Origin of the sequence: Prochlorococcus sp. MIT 1223 (assembly GCF_034092465.1) — a bacterium.
Lineage (GTDB): Bacteria > Cyanobacteriota > Cyanobacteriia > PCC-6307 > Cyanobiaceae > AG-402-N21.
Window position 1 is genome coordinate 628,626 of the sequence record NZ_CP139303.1, and the last position, 17,064, is coordinate 645,689.

15 protein-coding genes are annotated in these 17,064 nt (G+C 30.1%); 8 read left to right on the top strand and 7 right to left on the bottom strand.

What is annotated here, in order from left to right:
• The first annotated feature begins 218 nt into the window (after positions 1-218).
• The 3 genes from SOI85_RS03455 (at position 219) to SOI85_RS03465 (ending at position 3,009) form a co-directional block, all read left to right on the top strand.
• A complete protein-coding gene (locus tag SOI85_RS03455) occupies positions 219-1,100 on the top strand; it encodes an N-acetylneuraminate synthase family protein (RefSeq protein ID WP_320664836.1) in 882 nt (293 codons plus the stop codon).
• The gene (locus SOI85_RS03460) at positions 1,097-1,996 is read left to right on the top strand and encodes an SIS domain-containing protein (protein WP_320664837.1); all 900 of its coding nucleotides are present in this window, start codon (positions 1,097-1,099) and stop codon (positions 1,994-1,996) included. The genes SOI85_RS03455 and SOI85_RS03460 overlap by 4 nt, the downstream gene beginning before the upstream one ends.
• A 209-nt stretch (positions 1,997-2,205) precedes the next feature.
• Positions 2,206-3,009, top strand: coding sequence for a hypothetical protein (locus SOI85_RS03465; protein ID WP_320664838.1), 804 nt, complete (start codon positions 2,206-2,208; stop codon positions 3,007-3,009).
• A 100-nt stretch (positions 3,010-3,109) separates the two neighbouring features.
• Here the strand turns inward: SOI85_RS03465 and SOI85_RS03470 are convergent, their stop codons facing one another.
• The 5 genes from SOI85_RS03470 to SOI85_RS03490 all read right to left on the bottom strand — a co-directional run bounded on the left by SOI85_RS03470 (position 3,110) and on the right by SOI85_RS03490 (position 8,024).
• Positions 3,110-4,483: a hypothetical protein gene (locus SOI85_RS03470; protein ID WP_320664839.1), complete on the bottom strand. Its 1,374-nt coding sequence runs from the start codon at positions 4,481-4,483 to the stop codon at positions 3,110-3,112.
• Positions 4,484-4,505: 22 nt separating this feature from the next.
• Positions 4,506-5,243, bottom strand: a complete 738-nt coding sequence (locus SOI85_RS03475; protein WP_320664840.1) for a cytidylyltransferase domain-containing protein — start codon at positions 5,241-5,243, stop codon at positions 4,506-4,508.
• A gap of 165 nt (positions 5,244-5,408) precedes the next feature.
• Positions 5,409-6,164, bottom strand: a complete 756-nt coding sequence (locus SOI85_RS03480) for an SDR family oxidoreductase (RefSeq protein WP_320664841.1) — start codon at positions 6,162-6,164, stop codon at positions 5,409-5,411.
• A gap of 26 nt (positions 6,165-6,190) precedes the next feature.
• A complete protein-coding gene (locus SOI85_RS03485) occupies positions 6,191-7,033 on the bottom strand; it encodes a sugar phosphate isomerase/epimerase (protein ID WP_320664842.1) in 843 nt (280 codons plus the stop codon).
• Positions 7,026-8,024 carry an aminotransferase class IV gene (locus SOI85_RS03490; protein ID WP_320664843.1) on the bottom strand — a complete coding sequence of 333 codons (999 nt, stop codon included), beginning with the start codon at positions 8,022-8,024 and terminating at the stop codon, positions 7,026-7,028. The genes SOI85_RS03485 and SOI85_RS03490 overlap by 8 nt, the downstream gene beginning before the upstream one ends.
• A gap of 662 nt (positions 8,025-8,686) precedes the next feature.
• On the opposite strand from SOI85_RS03490, the gene SOI85_RS03495 reads away from it, so the two are divergent.
• Together SOI85_RS03495 and SOI85_RS03500 are read left to right on the top strand one after the other, a co-directional pair.
• Positions 8,687-10,474: an ABC transporter ATP-binding protein gene (locus SOI85_RS03495; protein WP_320664844.1), complete on the top strand. Its 1,788-nt coding sequence runs from the start codon at positions 8,687-8,689 to the stop codon at positions 10,472-10,474.
• A 4-nt stretch (positions 10,475-10,478) separates the two neighbouring features.
• Entirely contained in the window at positions 10,479-11,327 is an 849-nt protein-coding gene (locus SOI85_RS03500) for a phytanoyl-CoA dioxygenase family protein (protein WP_320664845.1), read from the top strand.
• A gap of 32 nt (positions 11,328-11,359) precedes the next feature.
• Here SOI85_RS03500 and SOI85_RS03505 read toward each other — a convergent pair whose 3' ends face one another.
• Positions 11,360-11,605, bottom strand: a complete 246-nt coding sequence (locus SOI85_RS03505; RefSeq protein ID WP_320664846.1) for a 2Fe-2S iron-sulfur cluster-binding protein — start codon at positions 11,603-11,605, stop codon at positions 11,360-11,362.
• Positions 11,606-11,759: 154 nt separating this feature from the next.
• Between SOI85_RS03505 and SOI85_RS03510 the strand changes: the two genes are divergently transcribed.
• Entirely contained in the window at positions 11,760-12,653 is an 894-nt protein-coding gene (locus SOI85_RS03510; protein WP_320664847.1) for a glycosyltransferase, read from the top strand.
• Positions 12,654-12,694: 41 nt separating this feature from the next.
• On the opposite strand, the gene SOI85_RS03515 is transcribed toward SOI85_RS03510, so the two are convergent.
• Positions 12,695-13,546: a 2OG-Fe(II) oxygenase gene (locus SOI85_RS03515; protein WP_320664848.1), complete on the bottom strand. Its 852-nt coding sequence runs from the start codon at positions 13,544-13,546 to the stop codon at positions 12,695-12,697.
• A gap of 416 nt (positions 13,547-13,962) precedes the next feature.
• On the opposite strand from SOI85_RS03515, the gene pseB reads away from it, so the two are divergent.
• The gene (pseB, locus tag SOI85_RS03520) at positions 13,963-14,955 is read left to right on the top strand and encodes a UDP-N-acetylglucosamine 4,6-dehydratase (inverting) (protein ID WP_320664849.1); all 993 of its coding nucleotides are present in this window, start codon (positions 13,963-13,965) and stop codon (positions 14,953-14,955) included.
• Positions 14,956-14,962: 7 nt separating this feature from the next.
• A complete protein-coding gene (gene pseC / locus SOI85_RS03525; RefSeq protein ID WP_320664850.1) occupies positions 14,963-17,032 on the top strand; it encodes a UDP-4-amino-4,6-dideoxy-N-acetyl-beta-L-altrosamine transaminase in 2,070 nt (689 codons plus the stop codon).
• The last annotated feature ends 32 nt before the right edge of the window (positions 17,033-17,064 follow it).

Below are 17,064 nucleotides of genomic sequence, written 5' to 3' on the forward strand. Positions count from 1 at the left end.
CTAAATATGCTCACTTAATTTTTATCAACAAAGCCTAATAGGAAATTCTTTTAAACTGGTAAGAGGGCTCATTTAAGAAGTGACGGATCCAAAATCAGAAAAGTGAATAATTTCCATCCCGACTACCCCTTAGGAACTAAAAATAACTTTAAAACATAAAAAAGTAGATTCCACCCTTTGATACTATTAAAGTGATTAAGTTTTAAGTCATCTTGTTAATGTCAACACTCCGTCCTAAAGACTTCTCTGGGATGAGTAATGAAAGCTATATCTATGTAATTGCAGAAATTGGTATCAACCATAATGGTTCTTTAGATACCGCAAAAGAATTAATTGACTTAGCTGTAGAAGTTGGCTGTGACGCAGTTAAGTTTCAGAAAAGGACAATTAACATTGTTTATTCTGAATCTGTCTTAAATCAACCTAGAGAAAGTCCCTGGGGAAAAACTCAAAGAGAGCAAAAAGAAGGATTGGAGTTCTCTATGGAGCAATATGAGGAAATAAACAGATATTGCAAAAGCAAAAATATCGACTGGTTTGCTTCCTCCTGGGACAAAGAAAGTCAAAGGTTAATGAGGAGATTTGATTTCCCATTTAATAAAATAGCTTCAGCTATGGCAATCAATAAGTCATTTGTCGAATTAGTAGCATCTGAAAAAAAGCCAACATTTGCATCTACAGGCATGACAAAAATCGAAGAGATAGATTGGCTAATCTCTGTATTTAAAAAACATGAATGTCCTTTGATGTTAATGTACACAGTAAGTACTTATCCATCTAAATTAGAGCATTTAAATTTAAAGTGTATAGAAACTCTTAAAGAAAGATACGATTTACCTATTGGATATAGCGGCCATGAAGCATCTGTTTCTCCTTCAGTTGTAGCAGCAACCCTAGGAGCTGGCGCTATAGAAAGGCACATTACTTTAGATAGAGCGATGTATGGAAGTGACCAAGCGGCTTCTCTTGAGGCTGCTGGATTTAGACAATTAACTCAAATTTTAAGAAACATACCAATGATTCTAGGGGATGGTGAAAAAAGAATCTTGCGAGAGGAAGAGCTGATAGCATCTAAATTACGCTATTGGCTTAATGAATGAAAACCTATATATTTGATATAGATGGGACTATTTGTAGTAATACAAATGGCGAATATCAATTAGCAGAACCCTATAAGGAGAGAATAGATTTCATTAATAAACTCTACAATGAAGGTAATACTATTAAATATTTTACAGCTAGAGGTTCTACTACTGGCATTAACTGGTACGAGTTAACTGAGAATCAACTTCTGGGATGGGGGGCATTACACCATGAATTAATACTAAATAAACCAGATGGAGATATTTATATAGATGATAAGGCATTTAATTGTAACCAATGGTTATTTCCATCACAAAATACCCCTAATAATAACTCCGAGAATAAATCCTTCTTCAAAGGATACATACAAAATCACATCGAAGTAATGAATAAGCTTCTTACTGATCAAATAATTAATAAACAAATTGATAGCCTATGTTTAAAAATAAAAGAAACCTTTAAGAAAGGCGGGAAGCTTATATTTGCAGGAAATGGAGGGAGTTTTTCTGATTCGCAGCATCTAGTAGCAGAATTTGTTTGTAGGTTCTCTACAGATAGAATCCCTTTACCAGCAATTGCACTCGGTACAAATAGCAGCAACCTTACTGCAATAGGAAATGATTATGGCTTTGAATATGTCTTCTCTAGAGAACTGGAATCTCTGGGTAATCATAATGACTTGTTAATTGCCTTCACAACAAGTGGCAATAGTGAGAATATTGTAAACCTAATAGAAAAAGCAAAATCTATAAAAATACCTTTTTATATTCTAACCGGGCAATCAGGTGGAAAGTTATCAAGATATAGGGAATCTACAATAAAAGCCCCTTCTGAGGAAACAGCTATTATTCAACAAATTCATATTGTATTAGGTCATATAATATGCCAAAATGTTGAAATACCTTACATATAAAGATAATTTTAATTATGCATTACTTGAAAAAATCATTAAATAATAAAAAGGGAATCATAGTAATTACTCATAAAGAATACAATAAAGTTAAAGAGTTAAGCTCATTTAAGGTTTTATCAAATAATAATTATATCGCTTTGCATGTTGGTTTTAATATTAGGATTCCGTTAGCTTGGTATTTACCCACAAGTAAGATTAGTTTATTTCTAATGCCTTCATTTCACTGGACGCCTACCTGGATTAGAAAAACTGATTTTTGTACACGAAGATTTACTCCAGACTATTTTTTAAATCAACCAGGAGGGGATCGACCAATAGACATAATTTATATTGGAAGAATAAATAAAATGAAGAACTCCTTGAAAATTGCAAGTTTTGTAAAAAAATTAAATTTAAAAACTGTCTTTATTGGCTTTTATCAGGGAGGTGAAGATTCGTATTACCAAGAATTTTTAGATGTAGTTAATAGCAGCGACAATATAAATTATATAAATGGAACTGGAATAAGAAATGCTGACTTCTGGGGAACATCACAAAGAGAAATATCAGAATACCTAAAGCAATCAAAAGTATATATACATGGATGCGTAAATGAAGGTGAATCTCGTTCAATACATGAAGCTTTTCTTTCAGGATGCATATTGTTAATTCCTAAAAATATGAAAGGAGGTGGTTTAGACTATTACAACCAACTTAATTATTCATTATATGAAGATGATACTATTTATGTATCATTAATAGAAGCAATTAATAAGTCAAAATATTTCCGTGATTTACCAGAAAGTCACTCAAAACTTCTAGATTCAAACTCAATTGCGTTATTTAAAGATAAAGTGAAGTCTTTATTGCCAGATATTGATAAAAGTGAAGATGGCTGGGATACAGAGAAACTAAATCTAAAGTTATGCGCACATTACCTTAATATTCCTTGGTATAAAGAAGGTAGCGTTACGGCAGATATATACACTTCAGAATCTCTGCAAACCTTCTTATCATATAATTGTATAGAATAATTTATTTAATTAGATACTTTAGATTAAAGTAAATATAAAAAATCACTTTTATAATGGAAAATTTTTCTTATGGTCAAGAAAGAAATAATATATTAATTATCTATATACTTTCTATAAAATCCATGATTGTTTTTTTTTGATTAAACTCAAATAAATCTTTTTTCACGTTAAGTATTTTACTTCTATAAGAATCCATTAAAGACGAATCTTCTGCTAAATTGCATATTTTATTTATAGCATCAGTTTTATTACTTACACTAATACCTATACCCATCTGATTGAAATCTATAGAATGTCTAAGGCAAGTAGGATTAAAAGAGATAGGTATTGAGTCTAAAAGAACAGACTCTAGTAAAGCGGAAGTTAATATTCCCACTGAAATTATAGAGTCACTTAAATGATGAAATAAATTATCTTCATGATCCAAAGTAATCCGGCTATCCCTTAATGAATTTTCAATCTCTGATGAAATAAATGAAGGATGGCTTCTATATACAATCTCGAAATCTTTCAGTCTTATTGATAGTTCTCTCATGATAAAAATATAGTCATCAAAATTCTGTTGTGTTATATGATCAATAGGGGGCTGAGATAGGAAAATAATCTTATTAGATTTCTTGTATTGGTGCGACATAAATTTTTGATTAGGATAACCAAAAAGCCTGATGTCTAAAGATTTATTTAATGGGGTCAATTGATCTGCAAAATATTTACCCCAAGCTAAAAAATAATCAAACTTCATATTTGAGAAACCTATATCAATTTTATTTGGATAAAATATTCCCCATTGAATACATATACTTTTTATATTATTAACTTTTGATATTGCTGCTATCGCTGAATGGTAAGGCGCATCTCCTTCAACACAAATGATATATCTTGGTTTTATAATTGACAAAAGTGAATATATTTTTGAGGATAAATTAATTATTGGGTCTATTAATGGGTGATAAATATTAGAATCAAGTCCTTTAGGTAAAGAAATAACAGTCTCTTTTTTACCAAGAATCTTTCTGATTTTTTTATTTTGGTTTAAGACTACCCATAATATATTTTTATCTTTAAATCCAGATTCGATTAAATAATATACAAATTTTGGATGGTGTACTATTACCATATATTTGTGCTTATTAACATAAAGTTCTAAATCATTTAGGTTATCGAATTTTATTTCATCTTTCAGCTTGCGTAGCAAACTGAATTTATTAAAAATATTATATTTATATTTAAGATAGGTCTTTAAAGAGTTATCTTCATAATCAAATTTCTCCTTAGAAAGAGAATCTAATAAAATATAAAATAAGGTTGGATTAGTCAGAAATGATATATATAAATGTCTCTCTATTGCTGGAATAAGATCGATATTATTCCAATCTTTAAATAAAAGAAGGGAGGACTGAGTAAAAGACTTTATAAAATCAACACACTCTCTTTCAAATTCACAGTAATTCTTAAACCTTTTACTATAACTCATGAATTTAGTTCCATTATAAAATTTAATGATTTAGGTAAACGTTGTCATACCAGTTTATAATATCAACTATATTAAACATTGGATTTATTGGATATAAATACTCATAAAGCTCTTTCATAAATAAATAATCATTATATGTATTAACATCTAGCACCAAATCAGGCCGTCTAAAAGCTATAGGGCATTTTATAGTATTTATTGGGCACCATTCCTCATCCATTGCCTTTTGATTTTTATAATCAAAGAAATTTAAATGTAAGTGCTCTCTTTTGATTATGTCTAAATCCATTTCTCTTATTTGCTCCAAATAATCAAAGTGAAATATTTCTGTTCCTATGCCATCGGGATAACCAGATCCATTTATTTGAGAAAGATTGCTAGAGAAACCTTTATTATTTAATGACAGATGATATTGAATTATCCTATCAATTTCTGATGGTTCAGGTGTTGCATTATCCGCTGGTAATCTACAAATGAAAGTTGAATTTTCTAATTTAGCAGCTTGATAATATCTTTCAACTAAATCATTTTCTGAACCTGCATATAGCTTAACTTGAAATTTATCAGCTATATCTACTAAAGGTAAATTTTCTTTTGTATCTGGGATTGCAAGGACTATATCATCCAAAAGCTTACATCTAGAAACTCTCTCTAGAATTCTGCCAACTAATGTTTCTCCAGCTAGGTCAAATAAGCTTTTACCAGGAAGACGTTTTGAACCGATCCTAGCTTGAATAATAAGATCTACTTTGTCTTTCATTCTTGATTTTCCCCACATTCCAATAAAGCAAAAGCATTCTCCAAACCCAAAAGCCCTGCTCCTCCAGTTATTAAGGCTGTTCTCCCATAAAACTCAAACCTTTTATTAGCCATTAACTTTTAATATAACTAAAATCATAATAATCACTAAAGGAAAGAAGATCCTTCATCCTCTAATCTGACCTCCATCCAAAGTTATTATAGAACCAGTCATAAAGCTAGAAAAAGGAGAGGCTAGATAACAAACCAGATTTGCAATATCATCAGGCTTACCAAAAGTTTTCATAGGAACCTCATTATTTAGCATTTGTTCGACAATTTTGGGGTCTGACTTTATTTTTAAATCCCATGTAGACCCCTCAAAATATATATTTCCTGGTGAAATAGCATTAATTCTCACACTTTTTTGCGCAAGATTTCTAGAAATTCCTCTTACATATTTATTTAAAGCTGCTTTTGCTGTTGAGTAAGTAATAGGAGCTCCAGGGATAGTCTCATTTCCACATATTGATGAAATGCAAATTATATTTCCTTTGGTTTTCTCAAGATAATTAATAGATGCTTCTACCATATTAGTAGTACTATATAAATTATCATTCATCATAGTCTTCCAATCTTCTAAAGATTCATTGCCAGGTGAAACTGATTTACTATTGCCTACATTACATACAAGAATATCTAGTTTGCCAAAAGCTTTTATTGTCATTTCGGTTAGATATTTAGCCTCTGAGACTTTAGTTACATCTGCTATAACAGAGATAGAACCAGGCAATGAATCAATTGCTATCTTTAATCTATCTGAATCTCTTGAGTTTAATACAATATTGCATCCCTGATTATAAAGTGACCTTGCAATCTGAAGTCCTATGCCCTTAGAGGAACCAGTTATAAGAGCTGTCTTTCCTTTGAGATCAAGATTCATCTTTTGTGAAGTATAAAAATTATATTTCAAGTAGAAATATATTTATGAATATATTTCTTAGTTAATTCATGATAGCTTTTTATCAAATTAGCATGCGATCCATCCATACTTCTGGCTGTCTGCAATATAAAATTACCAGAATAGTTAATTTTGGATAACCCTTTAAAAACAGAATCAAAATCTACGGAACCTTCTTTTAAAGGAACAGTTTGGCCACCTAAAACCCTATCTTTTATATGTACATTAATAATTCTTTTACCATAAGCTGAAAACTCCTCAGAACTATCAAATCCCATTGATGCACTATTACCTGTATCATAATTAATTCCAAATTGATTAACAGGAAATCGATCAATAAAGTGTTTTAATTCATCTGGTTTTAAATCAGATTCAAAGGCAACTTTAATATCTAAAGATTCTAAAAACTTAGTCTTTTGATTTAAGTAATTTACCACTTCATCCTCTTGAACTTTATTTTCTAATGATCCATTATCAACTAGAGGTATAACAATTATTTTTATTTTTAATTTTGAACATGCCTTACATATTTTAATAAATTGATTTTTTAGGATTTCTTTATTGATAGGATTTTCTTTCCAGAATGGGTTTTGCATAAAACAATCACCAGTTAATGAATCTATTCTTAAATTGTATTTTTCAATTAATGAAACTATTCTCCGTTGACCTTCTTTAGTTAATAAAGGGTTTTTATCTAAATCTAAACTATCTAATGTCCATTCCATAAGAGTAATTCCAATACCCTCTGCTGTCTTAAACTCATCTTGCCAATCCTTAATAGGGAAAGCCTGAATTAATCCATTCACCGGATCAGATAAACGACCTTGCATAAAACCAACTTTTTTAATCATCTTGGACAAACTTATAGGGAGTGGGACTTGAAGCTGTTGCTTTACTTTCTAAGCTCCATTCAGTAATTTGATCAATTATGTTTACATTAGTATTATCTCCCCATTTTCTAATCAACCTTAAGAAATGTTCTCCAACTTTTCCATCCTTTATAGGATTTCCATTTAATGAGGTTACAGGGAGCATACAAAAAGGTGTTCCGGTCATAAAAGCTTCATCAGCATTATAAATATCATATTGATCAATATTCTTTTCTTGAACTTTAAGATCTAATTGTTTGCATAATTCTTGCATAACATAATCCCTTGAGATACCTCTTAAAATATTTCTTCCTTCAGGCGTTATTACAATACCATCCTTAATTATAAAAAAATTATCTCCTGTACCTTCCGCAACAAACCCATCTGGATCAAGTAATAATGCCCAATTATTAGACCCTTTAACTTCTGAAACCTCAATATTTGCCATTAAGTAATGAACCCTACTTCTATTTTTTATTTTTGGATCTAAAAGATTTGCAGGAATAGCTCTCTGAGAAGTAATTACTGCATTTATACCAGTTGAAAATAAATTTGCCATAGATGAGACAGTCCAACGAAGTGGAAAATCAGCAATGATGACATTTGTCCCCTTGTGCAAACCCTCTATGCTCTCATAAATACCAAGCAAGCCTCTAGAAACATCAATCATCAAGCGATGTTCATCATTGGGAGCAAATAAATTTTCATTCATTTCTATCGTTTTATAACAAGCAGCCTCTAACTGATCAGGAGAAAGGTCTATTGGTATCCTGAAAATCTTTAGGCCTGAATATAATCTTTCTATATGCTCCTTTAGTTTAAATTGAACCTTATTGAATGATCTGGTCATTTCAAAGACCATATCACCAAACATTAAAGCCGAATCATAAATAGAAATTCTAGCTTCAGATTCAGGAACAAATTTGCCATTAAAGTAAACAACCCTTTGTTGCGAGATCTCAGAAGCCTTCATGAAAGCAAAAAAATTATTCTTTTATCTAAACAATTAATAGCAAGCAAAAGGATAATTGACACATGATCTTGCAATGAAAACAAATTATTTTACTTTGACATATGTTAAGGGTCTGAATGGATTCTATTCTCAAGACAATTTAATACCACTTTACAACTCTATAAAGATTTGATAAACAAGTTGTGATAAGGTATTAATTCAAATGAGGCTAAGGCTTTACCTTCTTACAGAATATTTATGAGTAAGATAAAAAATTAGGTCATAAACATAAAATGCTATGTATCAAATACTTAAATTCTTAACAAGGTTTATTTGTCTTAATTCATATATTGATTTATAATTTAAAACAGTTAATTTAAGTTTTTATTAACTAAAATTTTTAATTAATATTCGAAGGCGAAGATTAAAATACTAAAGTATGGAGATACAAATGTATTTAAAATATATAAAAACACTTTAAAGATAAATTATTTGATTAAAATCAAATAAATGAGTATAGAAGTTTTAATACTAATAATTTCTATATTTATTACCAATGTCTATTTTCGCTATATTCCGTAACAAGATGAATCCAAGATATGATTTTTGATTTGCTTTTGAATCAATTTTTATTTATTATGCTATTAGGCGATTTATCTTCATACTAAACCTAGATGAGACTCTTGAATCCTATTTATAGCAGAACTTTTAATCAAATAAAAGAACTTTGGTCTCACCTTTATTTTCATAGAAAACTTCAAATATTCTGCCTTCTTGGCTTTATGTTAATTAGTGGACTTGCAGAAATAATCTCTTTAGCTTCTGTAATGCCTTTTATCATGGTATTGACAAAACCTGATAACGTAAAAACGATACCATATTTAAAATCAATATTTTTATTTTTTAATATTGAAGGTTCAAATGAAATCTTCATCACTGTAACTATTATATTTGCTTTTACTATAATATTAGCAGCTATTATAAGGGTAATAAACTTATGGCTAAATACAAGGCTCTCTGCATCTATAGGAACTGAGGTAACTAATAAACTATATAAGATAGTCCTTAACGAGCCATATTCTTTGCACGTTAAAAGAAACAGCAACAGTGTGATTAATCTGATTCTAAAGGATGCACAAAGTGCATCAGCTTCTATTGGATATGTTCTGCAATTATCAACTGGTTTGATAGCAGTTCTTGCGATAAGCATTACTATATTTTATATAGATTATATATTCGCTATTTCGTCAATATCTCTATTTGCTCTTTGCTATATTGTAATTGCTTTTACAGTTAGACCAAGGTTAACAAGAAATAGCTCTGAAATAGTAAAGTACACAACAAGAGTTATTGGAGTCGTTCAAGAAAGTATAGGTGCTATTAGGGATGTAATACTCTCTGGCAACCAAAGTATTTATTCTAGTATTCATATAAAAGCAGAGTACAACGTAGCAAAAAGTATTGGTAATAGCATTGTATTAGGTTCGTCACCCAAATTCATAGTTGAAGCAGTTGGTCTAACAGGAATAGCAATTTTTAGTCTCATAATATCTTTACAAAATAAATCAAACTCTAATTTACTTCCATTAATTGGAACAATGGCATTGGCTGCTCAAAGAATCCTACCAGCAATGCAACAAGTTTATTATAATTGGTCAGGAGTGAAGTCAGTAGATAAGGCTCTAGATAATATTCTAACCTTACTGAGAAAGGATTATTTATTTTCAGATAATCAGGTATCAAAATCACTATCTGAAATTAAATTTGACTCTAAGATTGATGTAGATGGCCTATATTTTAGATTTAATGAAAGAAATAAATATATCATTAAAGGTATTAATTTAACCATAAAAAAAGGAGAGATTATTGGGATTATGGGAAAAACCGGCAGTGGTAAAAGCACATTTATGGACTTACTAATGGGACTTCTTGTTCCTGAAAAAGGAAGTATTTCAGTTGATGGTATAAATTTGAATCAAAACATTAATTCCAATCAATTACTTTCATGGCAAAGAAGTATTTCTCATGTACCACAGACAATATTTTTAGGAGATTGTTCAATTATAGAAAATATTGCTTTTGGAATTCCAGAAAATGAAATGTCGTTCAAAAAGGTTATAGAATGTGCAAAACTAGCTAGATTAAATGAATTTATAGAAGGTCTTGAAGAAGGTTATAATACTTATGTAGGAGAAAGAGGTATTAGATTGAGTGGTGGACAAAGGCAAAGGATAGGTATTGCTAGGGCTTTATACAAAGACTCAAAAATATTATTTTTAGATGAAGCAACAAGTGCACTTGACGAAAAAACTGAATCAGAAGTAATGGAAGCAATCAATAATGTTAAGGAAGATATAACTATAATTATAATTGCACATAGACTAAAGAGTCTTTCTATTTGCGACAGAGTTATAAGAATGGATAATGGTATAGTAAAGGAGATTGTTACTCCGGAAGAAATACTTACCTAGACAAATGAAAATTAGAATTATTAAACCCAAATACTTAATAAATATATTAAAAACTATTATCTCATACTTGATTTATAAGTCTAGTCTAAGATTTAGAGAATCATATATTCAAAAAGAATATAAAATAAATAATAATAATATAAATATTAAAATTGACATAAATCAGTTAAAAGAAAAGGGATATATAGTTATACCTAAATACTTTTCAGAAAAAGCTTGTGAAGATATAAGAATAGACATTAAAGATTCAATCGAAAAATATCCAGACTATACACACTCTGGAGAAGATAAAAGAATATTTGGAATAGATTGCTTATCTAAATCATGCAAGATTTTCCATGATGACAGTAATTTTCGAGAGATTTCCAAATTTAATAATAGAGAATTATCATATTGTGCTTTTACTCTAGGTGGCCACTTAAAATCAGGTAACAGTGGTTCTTCAGGAGGAGGATGGCATAGAGATGCTTTCTTTAATCAATTTAAAGCAATGATTTACCTTAGTGACGTAGATTTACATAATGGACCTTTTGAAATACTACCTGGTTCTCATAAGATATTTAATCTGATCTCAAGCTTAAGCTCTGGAAGCTTAAATTATAATCAATACCGTATTCAAAATAGACAAGTAGAGAAGATAGAGAACAACGGTTTAAAAAGAGATACAATCATTGCTAAGGCTGGGACTGTAGTACTATTTAACTCTGCAACAATTCATAGAGGTAGGCCTATAACTACTGGTGAAAGGTTCACATTAACCAACTACTACTATCCGATTTCAAGGGATTATGATGATTTGGTTGAACAATTCTGGCCTGTAATTAAAAACCAAAATATTAGTTATAATAAATAGTTATTTTATATGGCAAATATCAATCAATCTGATTACCAATAGGGATCCTGATAGAAATTAACTTTTAAAATTCCACTCTTTGACTTTTTTATTGTACTAACACATGCCCTAATTACTTCCCCATTAACCTCGATTTCACAGGCTCCACAACTTCCATTTAAGCATCCAACTGGAATTTCATTGCTTGACTCTCTCGCTAGCATTAACCAGTCTTGATCCTCTTCTGCATTTGAGATAACTCCATTAGGCCATTTTATCTGAATAGTATGAGATTTCATATTTAATCTATGTAAGTTTTCCCAATTGATCCTTTCTAATTCTAATTATTTTAAAATTTTTATTGTTTATGTTCATAAAATTTAAATTATAGAGTTAGCAATTTAGTTATTATAAAAATATTTTTTGTCTATAATGGAGTAAAAGAATAATTAAATGCATTTTTTAAGCGATTTAACTATAGTTATTCCTTCTACTATTAATAAAGTTGTCAATAGTTGGATAGATCAAGTTAATAATTATTCTCTGTGTGGAATTAAAATAATTATAGTAATCCCTCCAAACCTAAATCCTCAAGAAATCTATAAGAAGGGATTCTCTAAAGAGATTTTAATAATCAGGTCAGAAAAAAAAGGACAGGTTTGGCAAAGGCAATATGCCTATAAATACTGTAAAACTAAATTTGTAATACTTATGGACGATGATATTTTTTTTAGCAAAGAATATATTGAAATTTTACTAAAAGAGATTTATAAATTGCCAGAAAAATCTTGTATAGCTCCGCGCTTGAATAAAAGGTTAGTTAAGAATCAAAAATCGACAATGCTCGCTAATATAAGAAATATTAGCTTATATTTTTCTTTAAGACCACTTCCAGGAACGATTTCTTTAACAAGTTTCTCAGTTCCACACTACTTAATAGACTATCAAAGGATAGAAACTCTAAAAGAGGTTGATTGGCTTGCCGGAGGTATTATTCTCTTAAGAAAATCTGATCTTATATTAGAAAACTATTTCCCCTTTAATGGAAAAGCATATTGCGAAGACTTGATACATAGCTACTTACTTAAAAAGAGAGGAGTAAGATTATATTTAATAAATAATTGTAGCTATATAACTAATCTAGATTCTTATATAAATTTTAAACCAATTGAATTTCTAGATTATATTTATCATGATTTTATTGCTCGTAATTATTATAGGAATATAATAAGAAATCCAATATTACCATTTCTATTGGCCTATATATCTATTTTATTTAATTTCTTTATAAATAAATCCATAGATTGCTTATGTAATTTGATAGGTTATTTTAACTTTAAGGATTGAATTAGTTTTATATTTATTAAATGTAATCTTATATCATAAAACTATATAAAATTATAAATTTTATTCTTAAGAGATTGTAAATGTCTAACAATTAAAAGCTGAATTAAATATATAATATATACACGAATATACTTTAAGTTGCCCAAATTAAATGTTTTACTTATTTCGATAGAATTCAATCCGAAAGGGATAAAGGGGATAAATGTTGTTCCGTGTCGAGAATGAATTAATTTTACTCTTCTACCTGAGTTTATATTTTTCATTGCGAAATTTATATCTGAATCTAGAACATAGTAATCATGATAAAAGGTTCTTCTTTTTATGCCCGAATTAGAGTAGTATCTTTTAACCCCATGAAATGAATTTGCTGTATGGATAAATAGTATCATTCTATTAGGGATAGGATCAATTAACACTTTTTGAATAAGACCATTATTAGAAAAGAGTATTGTGTGACCTCCCCAAGATTTATCCCATTTACTACTTGCATAAAAAATTGCATTTGCGATATGCCTATAACTTCCACCCTTGATAAAAGAATGGTCTACATGTGTTCCTAAATATCCATTATTATTAGTAATATGAAAAGGAGAATATCCAGAATTACCATTAGTTTCACCCATACTCAATATATTACAGCCACCTATTTGCTCAGATAATAAGTCCTTTATTTTTTTTGAGGACATTATAGATACTAGTTCATTTGAGACAGACTTCCCTTGAAGATCTTTATATATAGTCTTAGATTCTAAAGGGGTTTTAAAGCTACACATTTCCATATTATTAGACTGATCTAATTCAGATACTAATTCCTTGAATTGGTCTACTGGTAGAAAATTATCAATAACTTTAAACGGAAATGGATATTCCAACCATTTTGAATCGGAAGACATACGAAGTTTTAAGCCTATATTTCACGTTAAGATAATTCTTCTAGGTAGTCAATGATAAATATTTAAAGCATACTCAGATATATCTTTTCAAGATAACATTAATAAGTATTATATTAATTTTGACTACTGTATTATTCATTTCAAATTAAGTTTGACTTATTCGTAAATTTACTATTTCTTTCTAGTAACTAGAATAAATAATTTTAATACTCTAATACATATATACATTAACTTAAAGGTATATCTCAATTACTATGGGCACTGATCTGTCCTTAAAGATGAGAATATGATAAAGTTAAGTTTGGTACAGGTGGAATTCTTAATGACTGAGTCATTGACATTGCAAGAAATTATACTAAATGATGGCATTATTTTCTTTATATCATTAGCTGATTAAGCTCGGAGAATAAAATTTTATGGATAATCAGTCAACAATTTTAATTACTGGTGGAACTGGTTCATTTGGTAATGCATTTGTGCCTTTAACACTCGCGAGGTACAACCCTAAAAAAATAATCATTTATTCAAGAGACGAAATGAAGCAATGGGAAATGTCTCAGATGTTTAAAGATGATGAGAGAGTACAGTTTCGGATTGGAGATGTAAGAGATAAAGATAGATTACGCTCATGTCTTAAAGGCATCGACCTTGTTGTGCATGCAGCTGCTACTAAAATAGTTCCCACAGCTGAATATAACCCAATTGAATGTATAAAAACTAACATTAATGGAGCAGCGAACGTAATTGAAGCCTCCATCGAAGAAAAAGTTAAGAAGGTTGTTGCTTTATCTACAGATAAAGCAAGTAATCCAATAAATCTATATGGAGCGACCAAATTGGCTTCAGACAAATTATTTGTAGCGTCAAATTCCTATGAAACCGGTCACTCAACAAGAGCAGCCGTTGTCAGGTATGGAAATGTAATGGGATCAAGAGGTTCTGTAATCCCTTTCTTCATAAAAGAATCAAGTTCTGGAACACTCCCTATAACAGATAAAAGAATGACAAGATTTATGATAACCCTAGAAGAAGGAGTGAGTCTTGTTTGGAAAGCCTTTGATGATATGGCTGGGGGAGAAATATACGTAAAGAAAATTCCCTCAATGAATATTTGTGATATTGCAAAAGCTATATCGCCAAATGCAAAATTAAAAATAATAGGTATTAGGCCAGGGGAAAAGCTGCACGAGCAAATGATTGGGAAAGAGGATGCTCCTCATACATATGAATATTCTAGTTATTATAAAATCCTACCTATGATACATAACTGGCATAAAGACCCTGAGAGGATTAAGGGTGGAACTAAAGTTGTAGAAGATTTTAACTACGTTAGTGATAAGAATCTTGACTGGATGTCAGTTGAAAGTCTTACTAAATGGATAAAGAAAAATAATATTCAATTAAGATGAACCTATTATGATAAAACAAAAAGTATTAATTATCGGTTCATCTGGATTACTTGGTAAACTATGGTATGAGTCTTTATCATACAAATATGATTTCAAATTAGCCTATAACAAAAGAAAGACACCTAATGCTCCTGAGAAAAATTTAACAAGATTAAATATAGAATGCATAGATGAAATCACAAACTATTTAAATATAAATGAAATTGATATTGTAGTAAATTTAGCAAGTTTAACTAATATCGAAATATGTCAACAGAACTTTGAGCTCGCATATAAGATTAACCGAGACTACGCAAGAAACATTGCATTATCTTGCAAGCAATCATCTTCCAAGCTAATTCATATTTCAACAGATCATCTATTTGGTAATGAGAATAGATTATATACTGAAGAAGATAGACCTTTACTATTAAATAACTATGCAAAATCAAAGTATGCTGGTGAATGTGAAACACTTTCTACTTATCCCAATGCATTAATATGTAGAACTAATTTTTTTGGTTTTGGTCCAGTATATAGAAATTCATTTAGCGATTGGATAATCAACTCTCTTAGGAATCAAACAAAGATAACATTATTTAATGATGTTTATTTTACACCAGTTCTAGGTTCGCTTTTAGCGAAATATGCTCATGAGCTTATTGAAAAAGAGGCTTATGGTATATATAATATCTCTTCAGATGATACAATTACAAAATATCAATTCGGAGAATATATATCTGACATATTTGGTTTAAATAAAGAGCTTCTAGAGAAAGGAAGTCTAAGTCAAAGAAGTGATCTAACTAAGCGGCCTTTAGGAATGGCACTTTCAAATCAAAAAGCTAAATCTAAATTAAAAAAATCGTTGGGAAAAATTAAAGAGCAAATATCATTACTTTCTCGAGAAAATAATGATATTTATAATTACAAATATGGGCAGCAATGCATATCAGAAGATGACATTCAAGCAGTTGTTAATGCTCTTAGAGGCGAAAATGTAACACAGGGTCCACTTCTCGTAGAATTCGAGAATAAAATTGCTAAAAAAGTAAAAGCTAATTACGCGACTGCTACAAATAGTGCTACTAGTGCATTGCATTTAGCCTGCTTGGCTCTTGGCCTAAAAAAAGGGCAACGCCTATGGACTTCTTCTATTAGCTTCTTATCATCGGCAAATTGTGGTATTTTCTGTGGGGCAAAAATAGATTTTGTAGATATTGAAACTTCTACCGCACTAATTGATACTCTCTTACTTGAGGAAAAACTTGAAAAAGCAGAAAAGATAGGCAAACTTCCACATATTGTCGTTCCAGTACATCTAGCAGGGACAAGTTGTGACATGAAAAAGATTAGGGAGTTATCTCATAAATATGGATTTAAAGTTATTGAAGATGCTAGCCATGCAATAGGTGGTTCTTATTTAGAAGAACCTATTGGATGTTGTAAATATAGTGATATTAGTGTATTCAGTTTTCATCCGGTAAAGATAATAACAACTCTAGAAGGAGGAATGGCCTTAACCAATGATCAAAGGCTAAATAAAAAAATGGAAAAATTAAGAGGTCATGGAATTGTTAGAGATCAAAAGGAATTTATACTTAAATCACCAGGGCCTTGGTATTACGAGCAGCAAGAATTAGGGTTTAATTATCGTTTCAATGAGATACAAGCAAGCCTAGGTATTAGTCAACTTAATAAACTAGAGGAATTTGTAAATAAAAGGCATAGTTTAATGCGAAGATATAGGGACTGGGCGTCCAAATATAAGAATATTGCCTTCCTATCTCAACCAAAAGACTGCTATAGCTCCTATCACCTGGCAATTATACGTTTAAAGAACTCAACCCAGCAGCAGCATCTGTCTATGTTTGAATTTATGAGAAAACAAGGAGTATTTGTTCAACTACATTATTGGCCAATTCATCTTCACCCTTATTACCTAAATTTGGGCTTTAAGAAGGGAGATTATCCAAATGCAGAATTATATGGAACAACAGCATTTAGTTTACCTCTTTACCCTTCATTAGACTTTATAGATCAAGATAAGATCATCAAAATACTTGAAAAGGGCTTAGAGGAAAATAAACTTAATTGATATGAAAATCATCAAGATTTAATATGATAAAA

What these genes read in the sequence shown, in the direction of transcription:
- SOI85_RS03460 (WP_320664837.1), top strand. Translation starts at nt 1,097, where the DNA reads ATGAAAACCTATATATTTGATATAGATGGGACTATTTGTAGTAATACA.
- SOI85_RS03455 (WP_320664836.1), top strand. Translation starts at nt 219, where the DNA reads ATGTCAACACTCCGTCCTAAAGACTTCTCTGGGATGAGTAATGAAAGC.
- SOI85_RS03500 (WP_320664845.1), top strand. Translation starts at nt 10,479, where the DNA reads ATGAAAATTAGAATTATTAAACCCAAATACTTAATAAATATATTAAAA.
- SOI85_RS03515 (WP_320664848.1), bottom strand. Translation starts at nt 13,546, where the DNA reads ATGTCTTCCGATTCAAAATGGTTGGAATATCCATTTCCGTTTAAAGTT.
- SOI85_RS03485 (WP_320664842.1), bottom strand. Translation starts at nt 7,033, where the DNA reads ATGATTAAAAAAGTTGGTTTTATGCAAGGTCGTTTATCTGATCCGGTG.
- SOI85_RS03470 (WP_320664839.1), bottom strand. Translation starts at nt 4,483, where the DNA reads ATGAGTTATAGTAAAAGGTTTAAGAATTACTGTGAATTTGAAAGAGAG.
- SOI85_RS03475 (WP_320664840.1), bottom strand. Translation starts at nt 5,243, where the DNA reads ATGAAAGACAAAGTAGATCTTATTATTCAAGCTAGGATCGGTTCAAAA.
- pseC (WP_320664850.1), top strand. Translation starts at nt 14,963, where the DNA reads ATGATAAAACAAAAAGTATTAATTATCGGTTCATCTGGATTACTTGGT.
- SOI85_RS03465 (WP_320664838.1), top strand. Translation starts at nt 2,206, where the DNA reads ATGCCTTCATTTCACTGGACGCCTACCTGGATTAGAAAAACTGATTTT.
- SOI85_RS03510 (WP_320664847.1), top strand. Translation starts at nt 11,760, where the DNA reads ATGCATTTTTTAAGCGATTTAACTATAGTTATTCCTTCTACTATTAAT.
- SOI85_RS03480 (WP_320664841.1), bottom strand. Translation starts at nt 6,164, where the DNA reads ATGAATCTTGATCTCAAAGGAAAGACAGCTCTTATAACTGGTTCCTCT.
- SOI85_RS03505 (WP_320664846.1), bottom strand. Translation starts at nt 11,605, where the DNA reads ATGAAATCTCATACTATTCAGATAAAATGGCCTAATGGAGTTATCTCA.
- SOI85_RS03490 (WP_320664843.1), bottom strand. Translation starts at nt 8,024, where the DNA reads ATGAAGGCTTCTGAGATCTCGCAACAAAGGGTTGTTTACTTTAATGGC.
- pseB (WP_320664849.1), top strand. Translation starts at nt 13,963, where the DNA reads ATGGATAATCAGTCAACAATTTTAATTACTGGTGGAACTGGTTCATTT.